The organism is Streptomyces sp. NPDC018026, assembly GCF_044327745.1.
Classification (GTDB): domain Bacteria; phylum Actinomycetota; class Actinomycetes; order Streptomycetales; family Streptomycetaceae; genus Streptomyces; species Streptomyces rubrogriseus.
Genome location: NZ_JBIRFY010000008.1, coordinates 1 through 24,930 on the forward strand (window position 1 = coordinate 1; position 24,930 = coordinate 24,930).

21 protein-coding genes and 3 pseudogenes are annotated in these 24,930 nt (G+C 73.3%); 12 read left to right on the forward strand and 12 right to left on the reverse strand.

The window, feature by feature from the left end; translation table 11 throughout:
- From ACH4D3_RS24125 to ACH4D3_RS24135, 3 genes and pseudogenes are all read right to left on the reverse strand, one after another.
- A partial coding sequence (locus ACH4D3_RS24125) for a transposase family protein (protein ID WP_398325372.1) occupies positions 1-208 on the reverse strand: 208 nt, incomplete at its 3' end.
- A gap of 154 nt (positions 209-362) precedes the next feature.
- Positions 363-911: a hypothetical protein gene (locus tag ACH4D3_RS24130; protein WP_398325375.1), complete on the reverse strand. Its 549-nt coding sequence runs from the start codon at positions 909-911 to the stop codon at positions 363-365.
- Positions 912-933: 22 nt separating this feature from the next.
- Positions 934-1,109: pseudogene (locus tag ACH4D3_RS24135) on the reverse strand (IS5/IS1182 family transposase); the annotation flags it as partial.
- Positions 1,110-1,341: 232 nt separating this feature from the next.
- Between ACH4D3_RS24135 and ACH4D3_RS24140 the strand changes: the two are divergent.
- On the forward strand, positions 1,342-1,722 hold the full coding sequence (locus ACH4D3_RS24140) for a VOC family protein (protein ID WP_398325378.1): 381 nt from the start codon (positions 1,342-1,344) through the stop codon (positions 1,720-1,722).
- Positions 1,723-1,938: 216 nt separating this feature from the next.
- Positions 1,939-3,333, forward strand: coding sequence for an MFS transporter (locus ACH4D3_RS24145; RefSeq protein ID WP_398325381.1), 1,395 nt, complete (start codon positions 1,939-1,941; stop codon positions 3,331-3,333).
- Between the two features lie 43 nt (positions 3,334-3,376).
- Here the strand turns inward: ACH4D3_RS24145 and ACH4D3_RS24150 are convergent, their stop codons facing one another.
- The 4 genes from ACH4D3_RS24150 to lnt form a co-directional block, all read right to left on the reverse strand.
- Positions 3,377-5,281 (reverse strand): helix-turn-helix domain-containing protein, encoded by a 1,905-nt coding sequence (locus ACH4D3_RS24150; RefSeq protein ID WP_398325384.1) that lies wholly within the window; start codon positions 5,279-5,281, stop codon positions 3,377-3,379.
- Between the two features lie 56 nt (positions 5,282-5,337).
- On the reverse strand, positions 5,338-6,138 hold the full coding sequence (locus tag ACH4D3_RS24155) for a 3-hydroxybutyrate dehydrogenase (protein WP_398325387.1): 801 nt from the start codon (positions 6,136-6,138) through the stop codon (positions 5,338-5,340).
- Positions 6,139-6,192: 54 nt separating this feature from the next.
- Complete coding sequence (locus ACH4D3_RS24160; RefSeq protein WP_398325390.1) at positions 6,193-6,672, reverse strand: NUDIX hydrolase; 480 nt, start codon at positions 6,670-6,672, stop codon at positions 6,193-6,195.
- Between the two features lie 68 nt (positions 6,673-6,740).
- Complete coding sequence (gene lnt / locus ACH4D3_RS24165; protein ID WP_398325393.1) at positions 6,741-8,354, reverse strand: apolipoprotein N-acyltransferase; 1,614 nt, start codon at positions 8,352-8,354, stop codon at positions 6,741-6,743.
- 290 nt (positions 8,355-8,644) lie between these two features.
- On the opposite strand from lnt, the pseudogene ACH4D3_RS24170 reads away from it, so the two are divergent.
- Positions 8,645-9,645, forward strand: a pseudogene (locus ACH4D3_RS24170) (O-antigen ligase family protein).
- Between the two features lie 56 nt (positions 9,646-9,701).
- On the opposite strand, the gene ACH4D3_RS24175 reads toward ACH4D3_RS24170, so the two are convergent.
- Together ACH4D3_RS24175 and ACH4D3_RS24180 are read right to left on the reverse strand one after the other, a co-directional pair.
- Positions 9,702-10,244, reverse strand: coding sequence for a hypothetical protein (locus tag ACH4D3_RS24175; RefSeq protein ID WP_398325396.1), 543 nt, complete (start codon positions 10,242-10,244; stop codon positions 9,702-9,704).
- Positions 10,245-10,324: 80 nt separating this feature from the next.
- Positions 10,325-11,110 (reverse strand): glutamate racemase, encoded by a 786-nt coding sequence (locus ACH4D3_RS24180; RefSeq protein ID WP_398325399.1) that lies wholly within the window; start codon positions 11,108-11,110, stop codon positions 10,325-10,327.
- 39 nt (positions 11,111-11,149) lie between these two features.
- Here ACH4D3_RS24180 and ACH4D3_RS24185 point away from each other — a divergent pair, with 39 nt between their 5' ends.
- A complete protein-coding gene (locus ACH4D3_RS24185) occupies positions 11,150-12,412 on the forward strand; it encodes a glycosyltransferase (protein WP_398325402.1) in 1,263 nt (420 codons plus the stop codon).
- A gap of 19 nt (positions 12,413-12,431) precedes the next feature.
- Here ACH4D3_RS24185 and ACH4D3_RS24190 read toward each other — a convergent pair whose 3' ends face one another.
- Complete coding sequence (locus tag ACH4D3_RS24190; protein ID WP_398325405.1) at positions 12,432-13,739, reverse strand: TerD family protein; 1,308 nt, start codon at positions 13,737-13,739, stop codon at positions 12,432-12,434.
- Between the two features lie 295 nt (positions 13,740-14,034).
- Between ACH4D3_RS24190 and ACH4D3_RS24195 the strand changes: the two genes are divergently transcribed.
- From ACH4D3_RS24195 to ACH4D3_RS24210, 4 genes and pseudogenes are all read left to right on the forward strand, one after another.
- Entirely contained in the window at positions 14,035-14,478 is a 444-nt protein-coding gene (locus ACH4D3_RS24195; protein ID WP_385350639.1) for a DUF6643 family protein, read from the forward strand.
- Positions 14,479-14,517: 39 nt separating this feature from the next.
- Positions 14,518-14,757: pseudogene (locus tag ACH4D3_RS24200) on the forward strand (MOSC N-terminal beta barrel domain-containing protein); the annotation flags it as partial.
- 300 nt (positions 14,758-15,057) lie between these two features.
- Positions 15,058-15,666 (forward strand): hypothetical protein, encoded by a 609-nt coding sequence (locus ACH4D3_RS24205; RefSeq protein ID WP_398325408.1) that lies wholly within the window; start codon positions 15,058-15,060, stop codon positions 15,664-15,666.
- Between the two features lie 108 nt (positions 15,667-15,774).
- Complete coding sequence (locus tag ACH4D3_RS24210) at positions 15,775-18,210, forward strand: right-handed parallel beta-helix repeat-containing protein (protein ID WP_398325411.1); 2,436 nt, start codon at positions 15,775-15,777, stop codon at positions 18,208-18,210.
- 84 nt (positions 18,211-18,294) lie between these two features.
- Here the strand turns inward: ACH4D3_RS24210 and ACH4D3_RS24215 are convergent, their stop codons facing one another.
- Positions 18,295-20,652, reverse strand: a complete 2,358-nt coding sequence (locus ACH4D3_RS24215) for a hypothetical protein (RefSeq protein ID WP_398325414.1) — start codon at positions 20,650-20,652, stop codon at positions 18,295-18,297.
- Positions 20,653-20,909: 257 nt separating this feature from the next.
- On the opposite strand from ACH4D3_RS24215, the gene ACH4D3_RS24220 reads away from it, so the two are divergent.
- Together ACH4D3_RS24220 and ACH4D3_RS24225 are read left to right on the forward strand one after the other, a co-directional pair.
- Entirely contained in the window at positions 20,910-21,734 is an 825-nt protein-coding gene (locus ACH4D3_RS24220; RefSeq protein WP_398325417.1) for a DeoR/GlpR family DNA-binding transcription regulator, read from the forward strand.
- A 131-nt stretch (positions 21,735-21,865) separates the two neighbouring features.
- Positions 21,866-22,339: an SRPBCC family protein gene (locus ACH4D3_RS24225; RefSeq protein ID WP_398325420.1), complete on the forward strand. Its 474-nt coding sequence runs from the start codon at positions 21,866-21,868 to the stop codon at positions 22,337-22,339.
- A 34-nt stretch (positions 22,340-22,373) separates the two neighbouring features.
- On the opposite strand, the gene ACH4D3_RS24230 is transcribed toward ACH4D3_RS24225, so the two are convergent.
- Positions 22,374-23,492 carry a PLP-dependent cysteine synthase family protein gene (locus ACH4D3_RS24230; protein WP_398325423.1) on the reverse strand — a complete coding sequence of 373 codons (1,119 nt, stop codon included), beginning with the start codon at positions 23,490-23,492 and terminating at the stop codon, positions 22,374-22,376.
- Between the two features lie 277 nt (positions 23,493-23,769).
- Here ACH4D3_RS24230 and ACH4D3_RS24235 point away from each other — a divergent pair, with 277 nt between their 5' ends.
- Positions 23,770-24,093, forward strand: a complete 324-nt coding sequence (locus tag ACH4D3_RS24235; protein ID WP_361013119.1) for a hypothetical protein — start codon at positions 23,770-23,772, stop codon at positions 24,091-24,093.
- A gap of 185 nt (positions 24,094-24,278) precedes the next feature.
- A complete protein-coding gene (locus tag ACH4D3_RS24240) occupies positions 24,279-24,827 on the forward strand; it encodes an ATP-binding protein (RefSeq protein ID WP_398325426.1) in 549 nt (182 codons plus the stop codon).
- Positions 24,828-24,930: the final 103 nt, after the last annotated feature.

Here is a 24,930-nt window from a genome sequence, read left to right on the forward strand (position 1 = left end):
AGCGGCGCACGGAGAGAGTGATCAGCACCGGGCGTCCACCAGCAGCGACGTCGGCCAGTCTGCGGAGATACCGGCTGTGCACCCGAGCGGACTCACGCCCGCAGTCCGGACACGCAATCATCAAATCGCGGGTACGGGCGGCGATACGGACCACCCCGCCCGCCGACCACACCCGTTCCAGCCGCACCACATCCAGATGCGGAGCCATAGTTCGTACGAGGTCATCACACACTCGCCGACACTGCCGCTACCCGTGACGGTGCGTCACCGGCGCACGGAGGCACAACCCCGCTTCACGAAAATCTTGCCAGGGCCGTGAACGTACCCAGTCCGGTACAGACGAACGTGCCCGGCGCGGACCCTCAGGGGACCCGCCGGGGAGGCAGTCCCGCTTTGGCACGCCAGTGGTCGGCGTCGTGTGGATCGGCCAGCCAGCCGGTCAGACGTTCAGCTCCGGCCCGGAATGCCTCGGACAACGAGGTCCCCTCGCCAACCACTTGCCTTACGGCGTCGATGTCATGGGTGGCGTGATCGGTCTCGCACCAGCAGGCCACGTTCACGGCCGTGTCGACCGCGAGCCGGCCTGGATCGGTCCACACCACCTGGAGCAAAAGCTCCACCTGGTCGCCTCCCTCGGCGTGCTCGATGACATCCAGCCCAAGGACGACCGGAGTCCCCAGCTGTGTGGCCGGGAAGTCCGCGTGTTCCAGCGCCCACTCCCAATCCGCCGTGTCTCTACCTGCACGAGCCGTGTCGACCGTTCCAGCCGCCCGATTCAAGGAGTCCACATCCGCAGCCTTCAGGAGAGGGAAGAGTGCGGTCACAGGGACGTCGTCAAAGGCACCTCGCATCATGAGGTGATCATCCCTGTCTCGGGTTCGCACCACGATCCCTTCCGAGACCTCCCGCACAGCAGCTCACAGCTTGCCGCCTGAGCACGTTCATCCGTAGACGGTTGGGCAAGTGAACCTTCAATCCCAGCTTGCCACGATCGGTCGGATTCGGGCCCATCAGTGGATCCCTTTTGCAGCCCGGACGCTGACCGAGTCGATCGCGCACCGCGACCGGTCCAGCTCGCCTCGGGCGCCGAGCTCGTCAAGGACTACGCGAAGCGTCAGTAGACCGTGGGCCAGGCCGGCCCCAACACCGGTGCGCCCAGTGTTCGGCCCCCGTTCTGCGGACGCTTTAGCGTGCTCAGCCTTCTGCGCCGGGTCTCCCGGTCCCGTTCTCGGGCGGTCGGTAAGGTCCAGAGGTCAGCCTTGAAGAGGATCTGCGGCGGAGCATCCGGAGGTAGTTGGCGGTATGCGTGGACGACCCAGTCATGAGCCCGGTACTCCTCGCATGTCGAGACACGACTGGTGGGGCGTCGTACTTGAGGCGCCCGATCCGCCGGCGCTCGCCCACTTCTACTCGGATCTGCTGGGCTGGGAGATCACCAAGGAAGAGCCTGATGGGGCGACGGTCGCGCCCTCGGAAGGTGTGGGCTACGTAGCCTTCCAGCTCTCGGACGGCTACGTCCCTCCGGTCTGGCCCGCTCAGGAGAACTCCCAGCGGATCACGATGCACCTGGACTTCGAAGTCGTCGATCTGCGGGCCGCCGTAGCCCATGCCCTGGAACTCGGCGCGCGGGAGGCCGGGTATCAGCCGCAGGACAACGTCAGGGTGATGCTCGACCCCGCTGGTCATCCCTTCTGTCTCTATGTGGATGACGACAGCAGCTGACAGGGTGACCGAAGCTGGCGGTGCGTGATGAGGCAGCGGGGCGAGACTTCGCTCTACCGCCCACTGGTAGACGCCAAGTCAGCTGAGGACGCATGGGTACTGCGCGCATAGCTTGCCTCCGAACTATGGTGTCCCACCACATACGCCTCTGACCTGCGTCTTCCTACGGTGTGGCGACACGCAACCGTCCCCGCAGATCCCCAGGAAGTGGTGCCGATGTCGTCGCCCGCAGCCACCCCACCAGCACCGAACAATCTCAAGCGCATCGTCGCCGCGTCCCTCATCGGCACCACCATCGAGTGGTACGACTTCTTCCTCTACGGTTCCGCCGCCGCGCTCGTGTTCAACGAGCTGTTCTTCCCGGACTCCGACCCGCTGGTCGGGACGCTGCTGTCGTTCCTGACCTATGCCGTCGGGTTCGCCGCGCGACCGGTCGGAGCCCTGGTGTTCGGGCACTACGGTGACCGGCTCGGGCGTAAGAAGCTGCTGGTGCTGAGCCTGTTGATGATGGGCGGGGCGACGTTCGCGATCGGGCTGCTCCCCACCCACGCGACCGTCGGCACGGCCGCTCCCGTGCTGTTGACCGTGCTGCGGCTCGTCCAGGGTTTCGCCCTCGGCGGTGAGTGGGGCGGCGCCGTGCTGCTCGTGTCCGAGCACGGGGACGCGCGGCGGCGCGGGTTCTGGGCGTCGTGGCCGCAGACCGGGGCACCGGCCGGGCAACTGCTCGCGACCGGTGTGCTGTCGCTGCTCACGGCCGTGCTGTCGGACGCCGCGTTCAACAGCTGGGGCTGGCGCATTCCGTTCCTGCTCTCCGGGGTCCTGGTCATGGTCGGTCTGTGGATTCGTCTCTCTGTCGACGAATCGCCGGTCTTCAAGCAGGCCTTGGCGCAGGCGGAGTCGCGGAAGACGAAGGCCGAGCCGCTTCCGCTGGTCGCCGTGATGCGGCACCACTGGCGCGACGTGCTGATCGCCATGGGCGCGCGGATGGCGGAGAACATCAGCTACTACGTCATCACGGCCTTCATCCTCGTCTACGCCACGTCCGCGGCCGGCGTCTCCAAGCAGACCGCGCTCAACGCGGTGCTGATCGCCTCGGCCGTGCACTTCGCGGTCATCCCGGCCTGGGGAGCGCTGTCGGACCGGATCGGCCGGCGCCCCGTGTACCTGCTGGGTGCGGCCGGTGTCGGGCTGTGGATGTTCCCGTTCTTCATGCTGATCGACTCCGGTCGCTTCGGCGCTCTGCTGCTCGCGGTGACCGTGGGGCTGGTGCTGCACGGCGCCATGTACGCGCCCCAGGCGGCCTTCTTCTCCGAGATGTTCGCGACCCGGATGCGCTACTCGGGGGCTTCGATCGGCGCCCAGTTCGCCTCCGTGGCGGCCGGTGCTCCGGCGCCGCTGATCGCCACCGCGCTGCTGTCCGAGTACGACAGCTCGACGCCGATCTCCCTCTATGTCATCGCGGCGGCAGTGCTGACGCTGTTCGCCGTGGGCGTGGCCCGGGAGACCCGGCACCGGGACCTCGCGGAGGTGGATGCCGTCAACGCCGACGCCGACGTCGACGTCGACGCGCCGGTGTCCGACTCCCGTGGGCAGCAGGCGCGCACCGTCTGAGCCGCCTCCGTCACCGGCCCCCGTGCGCCCGTGCGTGCGGGGTTCAGGGCCGTGCCGGGGCCGACAACCGGTGGAGTCTGAGGGCCAGTTGTATCTCCAGCGCGCGGTCGGGGCTCTGCCAGTCGTCACCCAGGAGCCGGCCGACGCGCTCAAGGCGCTGGGCGACGGTGTTCACATGGACGTGCAGGGCCTCCTTGGTGCGGGCCGGGCTCATCCCGCAGGCGAAGTACGCGTCGAGGGTGCGCACGAGTTCCGTGCCGCGCCGCTCGTCGTAGGCGACGACCTGACCGATGGTGCGCTCGACGAACCCCGGCACGTTCTGGTCCCCGGCCAGCAGCAGGCCCAGGAAGCCGAAGTCCTCGGCCGCCGCGCCGTCCCCGCCACGGCCCAGCAGGCGCAGGGTGTCCAGGCAGCGTCCGGCCTCGGTGTAGGCGGCGGCCACGGCTTCGGGACGGGCGGCGAGATCCCGCACGGGCGCGGAGGCGCCGACGGTGACGGCCTCGTGGACCGCGCGGCCCAGGTGCCGGGCGGTGCGGCGGGCCAGATCGGTGGCACTGTCGCCGTCCGTCAGCGGGAGCAGCAGTACGGTGCCGCCGTCCCGGGCGGCGGCCAGGCCGTGCCGGGTCGCGGCGAGGTGGGAGGCCGCGGCCCACAGGCGCCGGCGCGCGTCCGCCTCCTGGTCCGCGTCGGCCTCGGTGGCGTCGAGGCGGGCGGCGAGGACGACGTGGGCGGCGGACAGGTCGGCGTGCAGCCGTCGGGCCCGGTCGTCCAGCAGGCGCGGATCGCGGTCGCGGGCGTCGAGCAGGTCGTCCAGGAGCTCGCCGCGGACCCGCTGTTCGGCCTCGGCGGCGGAGCGGCGGGCGAGCAGCAGCAGGGAGGTGACCATCGCGGCGCGTTCGAGGGTGAGCTGGTCGACGGGGTCGAGCCCGGGGTGGCCGCGCAGGACGAGGGCGCCGAACAGTTCGTCACCGGCGGCGACGGCGGCGATCCAGTCGTCCTTGTGCCGCACCACGTGTCCGTCGGCGCGGGACGCCTCCAGCGCGTGCTCAGGTGCCGCGGTGGCCTCGGTGAACTCCACGGTGCCGTCCAGGACCTGCGAGACGGCGGCCGCCACGTCGTGCACCCCGCCGCCGCGCAGGACGAGCTCGGCGAGCCGGTCGTGGACGTCGGAGGCGCGCTCGATGACGCCGCTGCGGTCCCGGATGATCTCGTTGGCCCGCTCCAGGCCCGCGAGGGCCGAGCGGGTCTCGGCGAGCAGGTTGGCGGTGTCGATGGCGGCGGCCGCGAGGGCGGCGAAGGAGCCGAGCAGGGCGATCTGCTCGCGTTCGAAGACCCTGGCCCGCCGGTCCGCGGCGAAGAGCACGCCGATGACGTGGTGGCCGAGCATGAGGGGTACGCCGAGGATGGCGACCAGGCCCTCGTCGCGCACCCCGGCGTCGATGGTGCCGGTGTGCCGGAAGCGGGCGTCCTCGAAGTAGTCGTCGGTGACGTAGGGGCGGGCGGTCTGGGCGACGAGGCCACCGAGGCCCTCCCCCATGCCGAGCCGCAGCTGCTGGAAGCGCGCGGCGACCGATCCCTCGGTGACCCGCATGTAGGTGTCGCCGCGGTCGGGGTCGTTGAGGCTGAGGTAGGTGACGTCGGTGCCGAGCAGGGAGCGGGCGCGCTGCACGATCGCGCGCAGTACCGCGTCCAGGTCCCGCAGTCCTGCGAGGTCGTGGGCGGTCTCGAACAGCGCGGAAAGCTCGGCCTCGCGCCTGCGCCGGCCCTCCAGCTCCGAGCGCACCCGCAGCGCGAGGTGCTTGGCCCGTTCGAGCGCGTCGGTACGCTCGGCCGGTCCGCCCTCGGCGCGGGCGCGCAGCACCGGCTGCTCGTAGGCGTCGGCCAAGGCGCCGCGAGCCAGCAGCTCTAGGAACGGCGTCTCGGCGGACTGCGCGTGATCGCGGGACATGCCCACAGGATTCCCCATCACCCGCTCGTCCCGGCAGCCCTGTGGAAAACCCCGGCTCAGTGCGCGGTCCAGCCGCCGTCCAGGACGAGTGAGGTGCCCGTGAGGCCGGCCGTGTACGGGCCGCACAGGTACGCCACCGCTTCGGCGACCTCGTCGGGTTCGATCAGCCGCCGCAGGGCGCTGTCGCGCAGCAGTACGTCGGAGAGCACCTGCTCCTCGGGGACCCCGTGGGCCCGGGCCTGGTCGGCGATCTGCCGCTCCACCAGCGGGGTGCGGACGTAGGCGGGGTTCACGCAGTTGGAGGTGACGCCGTGGGTGGCGCCTTCGAGGGCGGCGGTCTTGGACAGGCCCTCCAGCCCGTGCTTGGCGGACACGTAGGCGGCCTTGTAGGCGGAGGCCCGCAGTCCGTGGACGGAGGAGATGTTGACGATGCGGCCCCAGCCCTGCCCGTACATGTGGGGCAGGGCGCCGCGGATCAGCCGGAAGGGGGCCTCCAGCATCACGGTGAGCACGGTGTGGAAGACGTCCGGCGGGAACTGCTCCAGCGGCCGTACCAGTTGCAGTCCGGCGTTGTTGACGAGGACGTCGGTGCCGGCCGCGGCGCGTTCGGCGGCGTCCAGGTCGGTCAGGTCCAGGACCTGCGGCTCGACGCTGCCCGCGAGGTCCCCGCAGCTCCCGGCGAGCGCCTCGAGACCGGCCGCGTCCCGGTCGACCGCTCTGACCTCGGCCCCGGCCGCGGCCAGCCGCAGTGCGCAGGCACGGCCGATACCGCCGGCGGCGCCGGTGACGAGGGCGGTGCGGCCGTGCAGGTCGAGCGAGGAGGCGTGGGGGGCCTGGAGGACGCTGGGCGAGGTCATGTCCCGACCCTAGGCAGCGTCCGCCCCGTCCCCCATGTGGGCTCGCCCCATACTTCAGAAGGAACCAGTGGGTTCGAACCATGTGGGGGCGTCGGACAGGGCCTGCTTGACCCTGCTCTGTCCGAACTCCTTGATGTCCGGCAGCGCGTCCACCGCGAACCAGCCCACCTCGAGCGACTCGTCGTCGTTGACCCGGGCCTCGCCGCCCACGGCCCGGCAGCGGAAGGTGATGTCCATGAACTGGCAGATGTCACCGTTGTCGTAGGTGACCGGCTTCAGTGCCTGCACGAGGACCAGCCGCTCGACGACGCACTGGACGGCGGTCTCTTCCTCGACCTCGCGCACGGCGCAGGCGGCGGGCTGCTCGCCCGGCTCCGGAATGCCTCCGATCAACGACCAGCGCCCGTTGTCGGACCGCCGGCCGAGCAGCACTCTGCCCTCGTCGTCGAAGACGACGGCGGTGACTCCGGGGAGCCACAGAAGTTGGTGTCCGGCCGAGGCGCGCAGGTCGCGGATGAAATCGGGAGTAGCCATGCGTCCGACCCTAACGGGGCGGCCGGACCGCTCCCGCCGTCGTCACGGGGCGTGCACCGGGCGTACGGCTACACGTCGCGGGCGCGTCGACCGCGCACACCGGCGCCGACGGCCCAGCCGAGCCCACCGGCGGCGACCAGCACCAGGGCGATCTCGGGTGCGATGCCGAGCCGGGTGGCGGGCGTCTCGGAGGAGCGCAGGGGCACCTCCTGCACCAGGGAGTCGGCAACGAACATTCCGGTCTTCTGGGTGATCCGGCCGTCCGGCATGATGATCGCACTGACGCCGCTGGTCACCGGGACGGTGACGGTCCGGCTGTGCTCGACCGCGCGGATCCGGGACATGGCGAGCTGCTGGTAGGTCATCTCGCTGCGGTCGAAGGTCGCGTTGTTGCTGGGCACCGAGATCATCTGGGCGCCGTCGGTGACCTCGGAGCGCACGGCCCAGTCGAAGGCCGCCTCGTAGCAGGTCACCAGGCCCACCTTGGTGCCGGCCATGGTGAACACGCCGGGTTCGGTGCCCCTGCTGAAGTCCCGGCTGACCATGGAGGTCCACTCGTCGTTGATCGCCCCGATGAGCGAGCGCAGCGGCAGGTACTCGCCGAAGGGCTGGATCTGCCGCTTGTCGTACGTGTCGACGGGGCCCTTGTCCGGGTCCCACAGGATCTGCTCGTTGAGCAGTCTGCCGTCGCGTTCCACGACGCCGCCGACCGAGATGGGCGCGCCGATGGCCCGGGCGGCCCGGTCGATGACGAGGCGGGCGTCGGCGTTGGCGAAGGGGTCGATGTCCGAGGAGTTCTCCGGCCAGAGGACGAAGTCGGGGCGTGCCACCTTGCCCGCCTTCACCTCGTCGGCCAGGCGCTGTGTCTCGCGCGCGTGGTAGTCGAGTACGGCCCGGCGCTGGGCGTTGAAGCCGAGTCCGGCGCGCGGCACGTTGCCCTGGATCACGGCGACGGTCGCGGTGCCGTCCTCCGCCGTGTCACTGACCAGGGGCCGGGCGGCCACGGCGCCCACCACGGGTACGGCCACGCCGAGGAGTGCCACCGCCGCGGCACCGCGCCGCACCTCGTCGCCGCGGCGGGCCCGGACGGCCAGGCGCACGGCCTCGTGGAGGGCGAAGCCGCACAGGACGACCGCGAAGCCGAGAACCGGCGTGCCGCCGACCGCGGCGAGCGGCAGGAACACGCCGTCCGCCTGCCCGAACGCGATCTTGCCCCAGGGGAAGCCCTCGAAGGGCACACGCGCGCGTGCCGCCTCTCCGGCGATCCACAGGGCCGCCGCCCACACCGGCCACCCCGGCAGCTTCGACACGGCGGCGACGCCCGCGCCGACGGCCGCCACGAAGAGCGCCTCGATCGCGACCAGGGCGAGCCAGGGGCCGGGGCCGACCTCCACGCCGGTCCACACCAGCAGGGGCAGCAGGAAGCCGAGGCCGAAGAGGTAGCCGAGGCCGAGGCCCGCCTTCCAGCCGCGGCCGCGCAGCACCCAGCCGAAGACGGCGAAGGCGGGCAGCGCCAGCCACCACAGGGTGCGCGGCGGGAAGCTGATGTAGAGGAGCACTCCGGAGAGCGCCGCGGCGGCGGCCGGGAGGAGACGCGCGAGCCGCGAGACGGCCCGGGAGGCGGGCGTGGTCCGCGGTTGGGTCCGGTCCGGCTCGCCGACGGTGGTTGCGGTGGCTGTCACCCCCCGGAGTGTACGGCGGGTGACCTGGCCGTGGACAGGACGGTCCGAGGACCCCGACGGGCCGTGGCGATCCGTGCCGCATCGTTTCGCCACAACCGGGCGCCGACCGGTCCACAATCCGCCGACCGGCCGTTACGGTGTGGCCGAGCCCCGGTCGCCGGTCCGATTCCGCCGGGCGGCGGGGGCCCGTCAGGTCGGGGGCGACGCGGGCGGGGGACACGGTGGGTTCGAGGGGGACGGCGTCTGCGGCCGGTGCGGTCGCGGACGGCGGGAGACACGGCGGCGTCGACATGGCGGGGCTGGTGATCCTCGCCGCCTGCGCCTCCTGGTCGCTGATCACGGCGGCCGCGCGCGACGGACGCCCCGAGGGTGTGCTGCTCGCGGTGCTGGCCGTGACCGCCGGTTACGCGGCGGGGCGCTGCTGCCCGTTGCCGCGCCCTGTGCCGTCGCGCTGGCCGGGGTCGTCCTTGCGGTCGCCGTCCCGCACCTCGCGCCGGGGCCGCGGCTCACCGCACCGCTCGGGCACGCCGGTGCGACCGCCGCCCTGCTCGCGCTGTCGGCGGGCGCCGCGTGCTGCGGGGCGTGGGCGGGCGGAGCGTCGGCCGTGCGGGTCGCGTTACGGCTGCTGGCCGCCGGGATCGCCGTGATCGCGGCCGTACTGGGCTCGGTCGCCGGATGTGTCGCCTGTGCGGTGGTGCTGCTGTGCTCACTCGCCGCCGGCCGAGTGCGCCGCCGCGGCGTGGGCATCGCCGGGCTGGGTCTCGGCGCGGGTCTGGTGAGCGGCCTGAGCTGGGCGGTGCCGGGCGGCTTCGTGCCGGACGGGCTCGCCGCGGCCCTCGAGGGACAGCTGACCTCCCATCGCGTCCGGCTGTGGGCCGACGCGCTGGAGTTGCTGCGCGGGGACCCGGCCCTCGGCGTCGGACCGGGACGGTTCGGGGCGTCGAGCCCGACGGCCGCGGGGTCGCCGGTGCCGGACGGCCGCCCGCACTCCGCGGTGTGGCAGCAGGCGGCCGAACAGGGGCTGGTGGGGGTGGCGCTGCTGGCCGCGGCCTTCTGCTGGGTGCTGTACGCGCTGTGGCGCTCCCCGCGGCCCACTCCGGTCGTCCTCACCGCGGGCGCGGCGCTCACCGGGCTCGCGGCCATCGCCGTCGTCGGCAACGCGCTGAGCTTCACCGCGGTCCCGCTCGGCGCGGGGCTCCTCGCGGGGCTGGCCACGGCCCGCCCCTTCGCGGCGGAGTCACCGGCCCGGGGCACGGACGCAAGGCCGCGGAAGGGGGGACTGCCCCGCTGAGGCACCGCGGCTCGGACTCTCGCGCCGCGGGCCCAGCGGGCCGGGTCCGCCCGGTCTCAGTGTGCCGGGCCCGGTGTCTTCGGGCGCAGACGGTCCTTGATGACCTGGACGGCGGCCTCCGCGTCGTCCACGGTGATCGTGAAGGTGTGGCCGTCCAGCAGCCGCAGGATCAGGCCCTCCCCGCGCCGTACGACGACGGCCGTGCCCATCTCCGGCCGCCACCGGTAGCCCCAGCCGCCCCAGTGGCGCGGGGTGACGTGCGGCGCGAACTCGGCGCCCGCGACGAGGGAGAGGGGGATGCGGCGGCGGGGCACGCCGATGTGGCCGCAGCGCACTTCGAGACAGTCCTCGTCGACTCTCAGCGCGACGTGCACGAAGGCCAGCGTGCCGAACAGGACCAGCAGTCCGGCCGCGATGCAGCCGACGACGGCCATGGCGAGCGGGGCGACGCCGGACTCCCAGGCCGATTCGACGGCCAGGGCGATGCCGAGCGCCATGCAGGCGGCTCCGATGAGCGCCAGGAACCACTGGACCCGGCTGGTGGCACGGCCGGTCCAGACGTTGGGCTCGGGGACGGTCTCGCCGTGGCGATGCCTCATGGCTATGAGGTTACTCATGTTTCGCTGCGCGGGTACCTCGTCGCGCAGGGTGACTGGGCCGACCGGGCGGGGAGGGCCCGTCAGCCGGCCGGCGTGACCGCGCGCAGGAGCGTGCCCTCGTCGTAGGCCAGCGCGGGCGCGGGCAGGGTGCCCTCGCGTCCGCTCAGCAGCACGGTCAGGGTGCCCGTCGCCGGGGCGCCGGGGTCGGGGCGGGCGCCGATCCGGCGCAGCGCCTGGGCGGCCACGGCTCCGGCGGAGCCGTGCAGGACGAGCCGCGGGGCGCCGGGGCGCTGCACGGCGGCGCGGATGCGCTCGGCGACCAGTTCGTAGTGGGTGCAGCCCAGGACGACGGTCGTCACGTCGTCGGGTGTGCGGGCGGCCGCGGCGGCGACGGCCTCGGTGATCGCGGTCTCGTCCGCGTGCTCGACCGCCTCGGCGAGGCCCGGGCACGGCACCTCGGTGACCGTCGCGTCCCCCGCGAAGTCCTCGATCAGGCCCCGCTGGTAGGGGCTGCCCGTCGTGGCCGGCGTCGCCCAGATCGCCACCGGGCCGCCGCCGGCCGCGGCGGGCTTGATCGCCGGGACGGTGCCGATGACGGGCACCTCGGGCTCGAGCCGGGCGCGCAGCGCGGGCAGCGCGTGCACCGTGGCGGTGTTGCAGCCGACGATCAGGGCGTCCGGGCGGTGCGCCGCGGCGGCCTCGGCCACGGCGAGGGCGCGCCCGGTCAGGTCCTGAGGGGTCCGCGGGCCCCAGGGCATCCCGTCGGGGTCCAGGGAGAGGATGAGATCGGCGTCCGGTCGCAGCCGCCGTACCGCGGCGGTGGCCGCCAGCAGACCGATTCCGGAGTCCATGAGCGCGATCTTCACCCGGCCACCATAGACGATGCGCCGCCACCGGCCGGTGCCGTGCGGCAGACTGCGCACGTGAGCGCCGATGCGTGGACTTCCGCCGTGACCGCCGTGACCGTCGTGACCCTGGTGTCAGCCCTCTCCCTCGCCGCCTGGCTGTGGCTGCTGCTCGCCCGGGGCTTCTTCTGGCGCACGGACGTCAGACTCCCGGCCCTTGAGGAGCCCGGCGTCTGGCCCTCGGTGTGCGTGGTGGTCCCGGCGCGCGACGAGGCGGCGGTGCTGCCCGCGAGCCTGCCCTCGCTGCTCGCCCAGGACTACCCGGGGCGGGCCGAAGTCTTCCTCATCGACGACGGCAGCACCGACGGCACGGGTGAGCTGGCGTGCGAGCTGGCCCGGCGGCACGAGGGGCTGCCGCTGACCGTGGCCTCGCCCGGGGAGCCGCCCGCCGGCTGGACGGGCAAGCTGTGGGCGGTGCGGCACGGCATCGGCCTGGCACGCGCGCGTGAGCCCGAGTACCTGCTGCTGACGGACGCCGACATCGCGCACGCTCCGGACAGTCTGCGGGCCTTGGTGTCCGCGGCCGGCACCGGAGGTTTCGACGTCGTCTCCCAGATGGCCCGGCTGCGGGTGGAGAGCGTCTGGGAGCGGCTCGTGGTCCCGGCCTTCGTCTACTTCTTCGCCCAGCTGTACCCGTTCCGGTGGATCGGTGGTGGCCGGGCCGGGAGCGGGCGGAAGAAGGCGACGCGGACGGCGGCCGCGGCGGGCGGTTGCGTGCTGCTGCGGGCCGACGCCGCCGAGCGGGCGCGGATCCCGGACGCCATCCGGCACGCCGTCATCGACGACGTGGTGCTCGCCCGCGCGGTGAAGGGTTCCGGCGGCCGGGTCTGGCTGGGCCTGGCCGACCGGGTGGACAGCGTGCGCCCGTATCCGCGGCTGCACGACCTGTGGCGGATGGTCTCGCGCAGCGCCTACGCGCAACTGCGGCACAACCCCCTGGTGCTGGCCGGAACGGTGCTGGGCCTGGCCCTGGTGTATCTGGTGCCGCCCGCCGCGGTGCTCGTCGGAGCGGCGACGGGGCAGGGTGCGGCGGCCGCCCTGGGCGGCGCCGCCTGGCTGGTGATGGCGGGGACGTTTCTGCCGATGCTGCGCTACTACCGGCAGCCCCTCTGGCTCGCGCCGCTGCTGCCGTTCACCGCGTTCCTCTATCTGCTGATGACGGTCGACTCGGCGGTGCAGCACTACCGGGGGCGCGGCGCGGCCTGGAAGGGCCGCACCTACGCCCGTCCGGACGCGGTGCCCGAGGAGGGCCGGGCGGGCTGAGCGCCTCCCCTGGGGCGGTTCATTTGCGGCCGGGGGTCCAGTTCATGCCCCAGCCGTAGGCGTGGTCGACCGTCCGCTGCGGGCTCACTCCGCGGTCGGGCACCAGGTAGCGGGCCTCGCGCTGGACGACGAGGTCGTTTCCGGTGTTGGTGATCAGCGCGAGGGCGCACACAGTCGAGGGCACGGTGCACTCGTCGAGCGAGAAGTCGACCGCGGCGCCGTACTGCGGCTGGAGGGTGACCGTGGCGTGCAGGTCGGCGAAGGAGCGGGCGCCCTCGTAGATGGTGACGAAGACGAGGATGCGCCGGAAGTACTGCTTGTGGTCGAGGCTGATGGTGAGGTTCTCGCCGGTCGACACGGCGCCGGTGCGGTCGTCGCCGTCGAGGTGGATGAACGGCGGCTGGTGCAGCGCCCCGAATGCGTTGCCCAGTGCCTGGACGACGCCCTTGCTGCCGTCGCTCAGTTCGTACAGGCAGCACAGGTCGAGGTCGAGGTCGTCGTGCATGGCGACCGGGCGGCCGAGCTTGCGGGCCCAGCCCGAGAACTGCTTGCGCACCTGCCAGTTGAGGTTGACGCGCATGGCGCCGGAGGTGCCGCCCTGCTTGGTGAGCGAGACGGAGGGCGCCGCCTTGGTGAGCGTGACCTTGGTCAGCCGGACCGGCGCGGCGGCGGGCGCGGCCGGGGGCGGCGGGGGCGCGGCGGCCGGCCGTGCCACGGGAGGCGCGGGAGGCACCGGTGGGGGCATCGTGGCCGCGGGGGCGGGCGGGGCCGTCGGCGCCGGCTGGGCGGGTGGGGGCGGGGCGTGCTGCGGTTCGTCCACCGAGATGCCGTAGTCCGTGGCCAGGCCCTCGAGTCCGCTGTCGTATCCCTGTCCGACGGCGCGGAACTTCCAGGCGCCCTGGCGGCGGTAGAACTCGCCGAGCACGAAGGCGGTCTCGGCGCCGGCGCCCGGGTTGTCGAAGCGGGCCACGACGGTGTTCCGCGCGGTGTCGCGCACCTCGATGTACAGATCGGGGACCTGCCCGAACGCTCCGCCGTCCGAGGAGGCGGCGAGGATCACCGTGTCGATCGCGGGCTCCACGCGCGTGAGGTCGACGAGCAGGCTGTCGGTCACCCGGCCGCCGGCGTCCCGCTTGCCCTCGTGGCGGACCGAGCCGGAGGCGTGGGCCGGCTGGTTGTAGAAGACGAAGTCCGCGTCGGAACGGACCTTGCCGCCCACCAGCAGGAGGGCGGAGGCGTCCGCGTCGGGCACGCCGGGGCCGGATCGCCAGCCCAGTTCGACCCGCAGCGCCGTCGTCGGCACCGGGGTGTTTGATCCTTTCGACATTGACATGTCCGCCCCCATCACGTGTCACCGAGCCGAGTCTTGTCCCGGCGCATCGTCGAGTTTCTGACGCACAACCTATTCTCCGGGCCGCCCGCCACTGAAGAAGAGTCCGGCAGAAGGTTCCGTCAACCGCCGGTAACCCGTCCGGAACTCGGCCTTTACCGCAAAATCGCGTGTCGTGACGCCCTATTTTGCCAAGTTCGCTCGCATTGGGGATGCCCAGTCACTGCGGACACGGAAAACAACCCTCTTATCGGTCTCCCCAACCAGCACATCGTGGGCTTAACTTATGGCCATGACCTCCCCCCGCTCCACTTATGGCGGCGGCTACTACTCCGCCTCCTTCCCGGACACCCCGATCTACGACTCGCTCGTGGCCGAACGGGGCACACCGCAGATCGCCCCGATCCGGGTTCCCGCCGCGTACGACATGCCGAGCAGCAGCCATCTGCCCGCGCTGCCGTCCGCCCTGCCCGCCCTCCCGGCGGGCCCCTCGCAGCCCTCCTACGGATACCCGCAGCAGGCCCCGCAGCCCGCCCCGCTGCAGCAGGCGCCCGCCGCGTACATCCCGCACCAGGCGACCGCGCCCCGCGGCTACCCCGGCCCCCAGCAGCCGCAGCCGCCCCGCCCGGGCGCGCCCGGCCCCGCGGGGTACGAGGCGATGCGGCCCGCGGCTCCCCGGCCGGCGCCCGCGCCGTACCAGGACCCGTACAACCAGCAGCAGTACCGCGGCTACTGAGCCGTCCTCCGGGTTGTCGGTGCCACCTGGCACGATGACGTGGAGCCCGGGGGGCCGGCCGGAGACCGACGCTGGACGCTGATCGACGACGGGGGAAAGGTCGTCACGCAACGCCGGCCGCCGCACCTCGCCCCGGCCGCCGCCGAGCTTCTGCCCGGCGGCGGCGTACGGCTGTCCGCGCACGCCTGGTGCGGCACGCCGCTCGGAGCCGACGTCCGGCTGGTGCACCCGGACGATCCCGCCACCCGCAGGCCCGTGGACCCGGCCTGCGCGCTGCCGCCATGAACCGCTTCCGGCCGAACCGGTCGTCTCCGGCACCGAGCCCCTGCACAGCCTCGGTCGGCACCGTCGCGTCGACGGCAAGGTGGTTCAGGGATCAGGCTCCAGCCATCACCCTTCGGGGCTCGGCGTTCGGGGCTCGGCGTTCAGGTTTCGGACAAACGGCCCGGTAACGGGAACCCGGTCCGGGGTCCGCGCGTTGGGCTTTGTGAGAGGTTCATGAGAACCGGGCCGGGACGGGCCGCCCAGTGGGGACGGCTCGACGGGGAGGGTGGAGCGCAGCGGTAAGGGGGTGTGCGCGTGCGAGCGGTCAGAGGTCTCTGGCGCTGGAGGGGCAATCCGCTGCGCCGCGGGACCGACTTGGCCGAGGCCTGGGTGGCCCTGACGGCACTGCTGCTGATCCTGTCCGTGGCGCCCCTGATCGGCGTGCTCGTCGGCGCTGCGGCGCAGAACGCCCTGCAGCGGTCGGTGCGCGAACAGCACGAGTCGCGGCACCGGGTGACGGCCACCGTGCTCCGTGCCCTGGAGCGTTCGCCCCTGGCCGTCGACCCGGAGGGTGCCTCCTCCGGCGAAGAGCTGCGCAGCCGTGTCCTCGCCGCCTGGACCGGGCCGGACGGTTCGCGGCACGAGGGCCCCGTCCTGGTGGGCATCGACCGCCCGGAAGGCGGCGACCGGTTCGCGATATGGACGGACGCGCGGGGCCGTGAGGTGGCCCGCCCGCTGGACGCCGAGACCGCGACCACCCACGCGGTGCTCGCCGGGACGGGCACCGCGGTGGCGGTGGCGGCCCTCGTGGAGGCCGCCCGGCGCACGGTGGTCTGGCGCCTGGTCCGCCGCCGGTACGCACGCCTGGAGCAGGAGTGGGAGCGGGCGGGGCCGGACTGGGGCCTGACCGGCGCGGGCAGTTGACGGGCTTCCGCCTCCGGTCAACTCACCACCTGCGCGCACGCTACGGTGGACCGGCCGAACCGAATCGGCGACGACCCGCGTACGACGAGGTGGGGGCACAGCAACGCCATGGCACAGGGCACGGTCCAGGTGACGCACACCGGCACCTCGCGGTGGCGGCGCCGCACGGGGGAGTACGCATCGCTCGCCGCCGCCCTGGAGGCCGCGGCCGACGGTGACGTCCTCACCGTCGCCCCCGGGACCTACCGGGAGAACCTCGTCGTCCAGCGCGCGGTGACCCTGCGCGGGCCCGAGGGCGCCCAGGGTTCGGTGCGCATCGCGCCGGCCGACGGCGTCCCGCTGACCGTGCGCGCCTCGGCGGTGATCCAGGACCTGCACGTCGAGGGCCAGGACGCGGCGGCGCCCGCGGTCCTGGTGGAGGACGGTACGCCGGAGCTGACGGGCCTCAGGGTCGTCGCGCGGTCCGCCTCCGGGATAGAGGTGCGCGGCGCGCGTCCCACGGTGCGGCGCTGCACCGTCGACAATCCGGCCGGTGTCGGCATCGCCGTGCTGGACGGCGGGGGCGGCGTGTTCGAGGAGTGCGAGGTGGTCGCGGCCGGCCAGGCGGGCGTCGCGGTGCGCTCCGGCGCCCACCCCCGCCTCGAGCGCTGCCGGGTGCACCACGCGGCCGGTTCCGGACTGACGGCGACGGGCGAGGGCTCCGCGCTCGAGGCGGTGGGCTGCGAGGTCTACGAAGTGCGGGGCAGCGGCGTGCAGGTGACCGCCCGGGCCACGGCCCACCTGACCGACTGCGACGTGCACCGCACCACCGGCGACGGTGTCACGCTGGACACGGACGCGGTGCTCACCCTCGCCGACTGCCGCATCCACGACATCCCGGAGAACGCGGTCGACCTCAGGTCCCGCTCGGTCCTCACCCTGACCCGCACCACCGTGCGGCAGTTCGGGCGCAACGGCCTGTCGGTGTGGGACCCGGGCACGCGGGTGGACGCCAACCAGTGCGAGATCTTCGACAGCACCGGCGACTACCCGGCGGTCTGGGTCAGTGACGGTGCCACCGCGGTGCTCGACTCCTGCCGGGTGCACGACGTGCCGGACGCGCTGTTCGTCCTGGACCGCGGCTCGCGCGTGGACGTCGTCGACAGCGACCTCTCCCAGGTGCGCAACACCGCCGTGTCGGTGAGCGACGGCGCCACCGCGCAGCTCGACGACTGCCGCATCCGGGACGCCGCCACGGGCGCCTGGTTCCGCGACCACGGCAGCGGCGGCACCCTGAACAACTGCACCCTGGACGGCAATCGCACCGGGGTGATCGTCACCAAGGGCGCCGACCCCACCATCGAGCGCTGCACGGTCGACTCCCCCTCCGAGGCCGGCGTCTATGTATCGGCCGGCGGCCGCGGCAGCTTCCTGAACTGCCGTGTCACGGGCAGCGCGGGCTACGGCTTCCACGTGATCGACGGCTGTCGTACGACGTTGCGGAAGTGCCGCACGGAGCGGTGCGCGCGCGGAGGTTACGAGTTCGCGGACGGCGGCCCCGACACGGCGTACGACTCCGGGCCGCTCGTCGAGGACTGCACCGGCGACGAGAGCACCGGCCTGACGGCACCCTCCGCGCCCGAGCCGGTGGTGCAGACGGCGGCCCAGTCCCCCGGTCTGCTGGGCTCGATCCCCGGGCAGCGCACCACCGAGCAGGAGCCGCTGATCGCGGCCGCCGCACCACCGGAGCCTTCCCGGACCTCGAAGGCCGTCCTGGGCGAACTGGACGCCCTGGTGGGCCTGGACAGCGTCAAGCGCGAGGTACGGGCGCTGACCGACATGATCGAGGTGGGCCGGCGCCGGCAGCGGGCGGGCCTGAAGGCCGCGTCGGTCAAGCGGCACCTGGTCTTCACCGGCTCGCCCGGCACCGGCAAGACGACCGTCGCCCGGCTGTACGGCGAGATCCTCGCCTCGCTCGGCGTGCTGGACAAGGGCCACCTGGTCGAGGTGTCCCGGGTGGACCTGGTGGGCGAGCACATCGGCTCCACGGCGATCCGCACCCAGGAGGCGTTCCAGCGGGCGCACGGCGGCGTGCTGTTCATCGACGAGGCGTACGCGCTCTCCCCCGAGGACGCGGGCCGGGACTTCGGCAAGGAGGCCATCGACACGCTGGTCAAGCTGATGGAGGACCAGCGGGAGTCCGTCGTCGTGATCGTCGCGGGGTACACGGCGGAGATGGAGCGCTTCCTGTCCGTCAACCCCGGTGTGGCGTCCCGCTTCTCACGCACCATCACCTTCGGGGACTACGGTCCCGGGGAGCTGCTGCGGATCGTGGAGCAGCAGGCCGACGAGCACGAGTACCGGCTGGCGCCGGGCACGTCCGAGGCGCTGACGAAGTACTTCACGGAGATCCCCAAGGGCCCGGCCTTCGGCAACGGCCGCACCGCCCGCCAGACCTTCGAGGCGATGGTGGAGCGGCACGCGAGCCGGGTCGCCCAGCTGGCCGACCCCAGCACGGACGACCTGACGCTGCTGTACCCCGACGACCTGCCCGGCCTGCCGTAGCAGAGCCGGAGCGGGGCGCCGGGCCGGGTACTGGGAGTCTCCCGCGCACTGGCGTCCCCCCACGTATTGGCAGTCCCCCGCGTACTAGCAGTCCCCTGCCGTGCCGTCGGCCGCCGGGACGGTGACGGCGGCGCCTCCGGTGTGGCGCGGTGCCGGCAGCTCCGGGCGCAATCGGGCCAGCAGCCGTCCGCGTTCCTCGGCGAAGACCGGGTCGGCCTGGTAGTCGGAGTGGCCGAGGATCGGCGCCGGCAGCGGGTGGAGTTCGGTCCGGCCGTACGTCAGCGGGTCCCTGAGGGGTGCGCGGTCCACCGCGGGGCCCGCGTCGCCCGGCAGCCGCATCGGGCCGCCGATGGGGTCGGTGCGCCGGTAGAGGTTGCGCCAGCAGTCGACCTCCTCGTGCAGCGAGGCGAGCGCGTCGGGACCGAAGTGGGCCGGGAACCAGCGGCCGTACAGCCGCTCCAGCGGGGAGCCGTAGGTGAGCAGGGCGACGCGCCCGCGGGCGGACGGTTCGAGCTGCCAGGACGCGGCGGCGGCGAGGACGCTGCCCTGCGAGTGCCCGGAGATGACCAGCCGGCCGCCGGTGGCGCGGGTCCAGGTCGCCATCCGCCAGGTCAGGTCGGGCACCGCGCGCTCGGCGTAGCAGGGCGGTGCGAAGGGGTGCGCGGCGCGCGGCCAGAAGGTGCCGACGTCCCACAGGATGCCGATGGTGCGCCGCGCGGAGGCGTCCTTGTAGGCGCGCCTGCCCCAGGTGACGAACAGTATGAAGCCGAGGCCGATCAGCCAGGACCCCAGATCCTGCGCGGTCTGCGCGGCCCCCTGGACGACGGCGTACGTGCCGCGCGCGGCCTCGCCGGGCACCTGGCCGGTCGTCAGGGCGCCCACCAGGGCTCCGGCGCCGAGGAGCAGGGTGGCGGCGGAGGTGATGGCGACGATGAGGGGCGCCCGGTCGGTGAGGGTGGCCATGGCGCGGCTGAGGGCGATGCGCCGGGTGCGCCCCGGGTCTCCGGCCTCCCCCGGGTGGTCGCCTTCCACGGCGTCCCGTTCCGCGCGGGCGAGGCGCAGGGTGTGCAGGGCGAGCGCGGCGCACATCAGCAGGACCACGACGAGCAGCGGCGGGATGACGGACGCCTGCCAGGTCAGCAGGACGGGCGGGCCGTCGAGGGAGGTGCCGGTGCCGTCCATCCAGTCGGCGACGCGCTGGGCGACGCCGCCGGACATCACGCCGCCCAGCGCGCAGGCCAGCATGGCGACGGCGGGGCCGCCGAGGCCGCGGATCGCGGCGCGGGCGTCGGGGCGGCTGCGGTGGAGCAGGTGGGCGACCACGGCCAGGGCGACGACCAGCAGACCCTGGACCAGGGCGATGCCGCCGAAGGCGGTGTTCCCGGACAGCCGGCCGCCCGAGGTCCAGTCCGGGCGGGCCCAGCCGGCGTAGAGCAGGGCGAGGACGAACAGGAGGAGGGCGGCGAGCGGCAGGCGGCGGACGAGGTGCTCGTCGAGTGTCCGGTCGATGAGCCGCTCACTGCGGCCGCGTCGGCACACCGCCGCGACCACGGTCACCGCCCCCGCGGCCATCGCTCCCAGCAGCGCCCATCCGAGCGTGTCGAGCAGCGCGGGCCCGCCCGGCCGGCGGTCGAAGCGGGCCGCCGGGGCGGCCACCGCCACGGCGACGGTCAGCAGACCGGCGGCGGTGTGCGCGGCGCGCAGCCGGGCCACCAGGCGGCGCCCGTACCAGAACCCGGGGCGGCCCAGCGCGGCGCGGCGGGGGTCCTCCTCGGGGCCGGCCTCGCGGTCCATCGGCTGCTGGGACTCGTACGCCCGCCAGGTGCGCAGCGAGAGGTACCACAGCAGCCCGGTCAGGGCGGCGGGCACCGCGGCCGCGAGGGCGAGCCTGCGGCCGGGCGCGCTCCACCAGCCGCCCTCCGACAGTGCCGGTGACAGGAAGCCCAGCCAGGAGTGCCGCTCGGCGCACGGGCGCGAGCCCGCGCACTGCCAGGCCACGAGGTCGAGGGCGACCTCGCAGGCGGCGGCGACCAGCAGCACCGTCAGGGTCAGGCCCGCGAGCCGCAGCAGCAGTCCGTAGAGGCGGACCGTGCGGATCCGGCCGTGGGCGGCGGGCCGCATCCAGTGGGCGATGTTGACCACCATGAAGGGCAGGAGCAGCAGCCACAGGGCGCGGGCGCCGTTGCCGGAGGTCAGGTTGCACCAGACGTAGGCCTCGGGGACCGGCCGGCCCCGGTAGTCCTCGGGCCGGGACTCGGCGTCGGCGTCCTCGGTGCGCCGGAAGACGGCCGCGACGTGGTCGCCGGTGATCCGCACGGTGCGCGGATCGTCCAGCATCTCGGCGGGTGTCGTGCCGCCCACTCCGTGGACCAGGAGTTCCAGGGCGGTGCCGCTCCTCGCGTCGAGCCCGGCCGTCCCGGCCCGTTCCTGCGCCTTCTTCACTGTCCGCACTCCCCCGTGACGTGCCGTCGGCTCTGTCTGTGCGGGCACAAGGATGTCCCGTCCGCGGACGCCGCACACCCTTCGGCACGGAATCTCCCCGATCCGTGTGCCCGATGGTGGCCGGGGCGGGCGGTGGCGCGGGTCGCGGCGGGGCGTGCGAGGATGGAACATCCGCGCACGGGTGCGAGGAGATGTCCTCATCAGAGCGCGTGCGGCGGCGTGTCGGACGGTTTTGCGGCGAAAGGACCGGGGCGTACGTGAGTGAGAATCCGAACCTCCTCGCGGAGCAGCGGCGCGCCCTGATCCTCGACGAGGTGCGCCGCCGGGGCGGGGTCCGGGTCAACGAGCTGACCCGGAAGCTCGGCGTGTCGGACATGACGGTCCGCCGCGACCTGGACGCGCTGTCCCGGCAGGGCGTGCTGGAGAAGGTGCACGGCGGCGCGGTCCCGGTGGCCGAGGCGAGCACGCACGAGCCGGGGTTCGAGGCCAAGTCGGGTCTGGAGCCGACCGCCAAGGAGGACATCGCGCGGGCCGCGGCGGAGCTGGTCGCGCCGGGCGCCGCGATCGCCCTGTCGGGCGGTACGACGACGTACGCGCTGGCGCACCGGCTGGTGGACGTGCCGGAGCTGACGGTGGTCACCAACTCGGTGCGGGTGGCCGACGTGTTCCACGTGGCGCAGCGCACTTCGGGGGCGCGGCAGGGCGGGGCGACGGTGGTGCTCACCGGCGGTGTGCGCACGCCCTCCGACTCGCTGGTGGGCCCGGTCGCCGACCAGGCGATCGCGACGCTCCACTTCGACGTGCTGTTCCTGGGCGTGCACGGGATATCGGCCGAGGCCGGCCTGTCCACGCCGAACCTCGCGGAGGCCGAGACGAACCGGCGGCTCGTGCAGTCGGCACGGCGTGTCGTGGTGGTCGCGGACCACACCAAGTGGGGTGTCGTGGGCCTGAGTTCGTTCGCCGCGCTGGAGCAGGTGGACACGCTCGTCACCGACTCCGGCCTGTCGGCGGATGCCCGCGCGGAGGTCGCCGAGCACCTCGGGCTGGTCGTGGCGGGCGAGCCGGAGCCGGAGGCCGAATGACGTCGGCGCCGGCCGTGCGCGGGCCCGCCGTGGGGGGCCCGCCCCGCTGACACCCGGCGCGCCCGGGTCTATCGTGGCGCCACCCAGCCGATCGTCCGCCGTGCGCGGCTTCGCACCAGGGGGTGGTGTCCATGGCTCGCCGTCTGCGTCCGGTGGGTCTCGACTTCGTCGAGACGGCGCCGGTGCGCCTGGTCTTCGCGCGCGAGGTCGCCGCCGCTCCGGACGCCGTCTTCCGTGCCCTGGCCGAGGACGTGCCGGGCTGGACCGCGTGGTTCTCGGCGGTGACGTTCGCCCGGCCCATCGGTGACGGCGCGGGGCGCGAGATCCGGCTCAGGGGCGGTGCGCGCTTCGTGGAGACGGTGCTGGCGGCCGAGCGGTCCGACGTGTACGCCTACCGTGTCGACGTCACCAACGTGCCGGGGGCCCGGGCCATGCTCGAGGAGTGGCGCCTGACACCGGCCGGGACCGGGACACGGGTGCGCTGGACGTTCGCGGCGGACGGTACGGCGCCGTTCCGTTTCGTGCTCGACCGGGCGCGTCCGGGACTGGGGCGGGCGTTCCGGAGCGCGGTCACGTCGCTGGACCGTCGGCTGCGGCGGCCGTAGCCGGGCGACCGGCGACCGGCGACCGGCGACCGGCTCAGTCGAGCAGGCTGCCGGTGCGCAGCAGGGACTCGATCGCCGCCGTGTACGGCTCGATGTCGAGGCCCTGTTCGGCGAGCCAGGCGTCCGAGTAGTACTTGTCGAGGTACCGGTCCCCCGGATCGCACAGCAGTGTCACGACGCTGCCCCGGTCCCCCGCGGCCACCATCTCGGCGACGATCTTCAACGCGCTCCACAGCCCGGTGCCGGTGGAGCCGCCCGCCTTGCGGCCGATGGCCCGCTCCAGGGACCGTACGGCCGCGACGCTCGCCGCGTCCGGCACCTTCATCATGCGGTCGATCGCGCCGGGTACGAAGCTCGGTTCCATCCGGGGCCGGCCGATGCCCTCGATGCGGGAGCCGCGGTCGCAGGCCACGTCGGGGTCGCCGGTGGTCCAGCCCTCGAAGAAGCAGGAGTTGTCCGGGTCGGCGACGCAGACGCGGGTGTCGTACTGCATGTAGTGGACGTAGCGGGCGAGGGTGGCCGAGGTGCCGCCGGTGCCGGCCGTGGCGACGATCCAGGACGGCTCGGGATACCGTTCCAGCCGCAGCTGACGGAAGATCGACTCGGCGATGTTGTTGTTGCCGCGCCAGTCGGTGGCGCGTTCGGCGTAGGTGAACTGGTCCATGTAGTGGCCGCCGGTCTCCGCCGCGAGGCGGGCCGACTCCTCGTACATCCGCCGGGAGTCGTCCACGAAGTGGCACCGTCCGCCGTGGAACTCGATCAGCCGGATCTTCTCGGTGCTCGTCGTCCGGGGCATGACGGCGATGAAGGGGACGCCGACCAGCTTGGCGAAGTAGGCCTCGGAGACGGCCGTCGAGCCGCTGGACGCCTCGATCACCGGGCGGTCCGGCCGGATCCAGCCGTTGCACAGGCCGTAGAGGAACAGGGAGCGGGCGAGCCGGTGCTTGAGGCTGCCGGTCGGGTGGGTCGACTCGTCCTTCAGATACAGGTCGATGCCCCAGTGCTCGGGGAGCGGGAACAGGAGCAGATGGGTGTCGGCCGAGCGGTTGGCGTCGGCCTGGACCTTGCGGACGGCCTCTTTCAGCCAGGCACGGTAGGAGGCGTCGCTGTGGTCGACGTCGAGGGTGGTGCCGGTCTGTCGGTCAGTGCTCACTTCGGGGCTCCTTACGCTGCGCGCCGACGGCGGACAGCGCGGCCGACACCTGGATCATAAACACCTTGCACACGCTTCTCACCTGCATAAACGCCCCTTTGGGGGTCTCAAAGGCACCCCTGGGGTAGGGGGGCGACGCGGCCGGGGCGCGACGGGGGGGCGCATTCACGCGAGTGCTCCGGTCGCCTCCGGAAAGGACCGGCGCGTACTGGTGCTCGGAGCGTGGTGCGGGCAGACTGCCAGCGGCGGAACCGACACGCACGAGGGGGCGACGGCCATGACGGAGCCGGAGTTCAGGGCCACGGGGGTGCGGATCGGCAAGCGGCTGCGTTCGCTCACCCGGGCCGGGACGGTCCGGATCAGCGGTGGCCGGGTGGAGTTGCTGACCAGTTACGGCAGTGAGATAGACAGCGCGCCGGTGCAGGCGGTGCGCGCCTCCCGCCCGTGGTTCGCGCCGCAGGACCGGGCGCTGGCCGACCTCGACGGGAAGCGGTACCTGCTGACCCTCGGCGAGCGCGACCCCGCCCCCGGGGAACCGGGGCCTCCCGCGGCCCGCCGCTTCATCGAGGCGGTGCGCAGGGCGGCCGGACGCCGCGCCTGAGAGATGTCCGTAACTTGCGGTGCCGCACCCCTTGCGTCACGCTGGTCTCACGTCACTCTGGGTTTACCGGCGATAACGCTGCGAACCAGCCCGCCGGCCATGACAGCGGGCGACGTGCGCCACGTGCGGCTCGCTGGATCCGAACTCCGTGTTCTTCCGGACCTCTATGTCGGGGAGTCGCAGCCGTGATCACTCACCCAAGCAGACACTGCACGGTGGAGCTCCAAGCCCTGCCGTCGCGGATCGGCCAGGTCCGCAGAATCGTATCTGCGCAATTGCGCTACTGGCATATGGATCTCCTGATCGACCGTGCGGTGCTCGGCGTGACGGAGTTGCTGACCAATGTCCACCTGCATGCGCGGCCCGACAAGACGTGCACCGTGGAGATAGAACTGCTCCTGGACCGGCTGACGGTCTCGGTGCGCGACCACGATGCGCGACTGCCCGTCGTGGACGACGCCGAGCCCCTCGCCACGTGTGGGCGCGGGCTCGCCATGGTGGCCGCGATGAGCGAGAGCTGGGGCGCCCGGCCGGACGGCGAGTCCGGCAAGGTCGTCTGGTTCACGCTCCCGACGGCCGTGACCGCCGCGCCGCCCGCCGCACCACCCGTGTCGGCCCGCCCGCCGCGCCGTCTGGTCGAGGAGGTGCCGGCCGCCGCGTTCACCGAGGTCGAGCACGAGGTCGGCCTCGGCAGCCCCCAACCCGCTCCCGCCCGGTCGGCCGTTGCCGGCTGACCGGGCGGTGACCGTCCGCTGCCGCGGACCGTGCGCCGCGGTTCCGGCGCCGTCCGGAAGGACGCGGTGCGGGGCGGGCGGTGGCACGCGGCGGGGCGGGTGC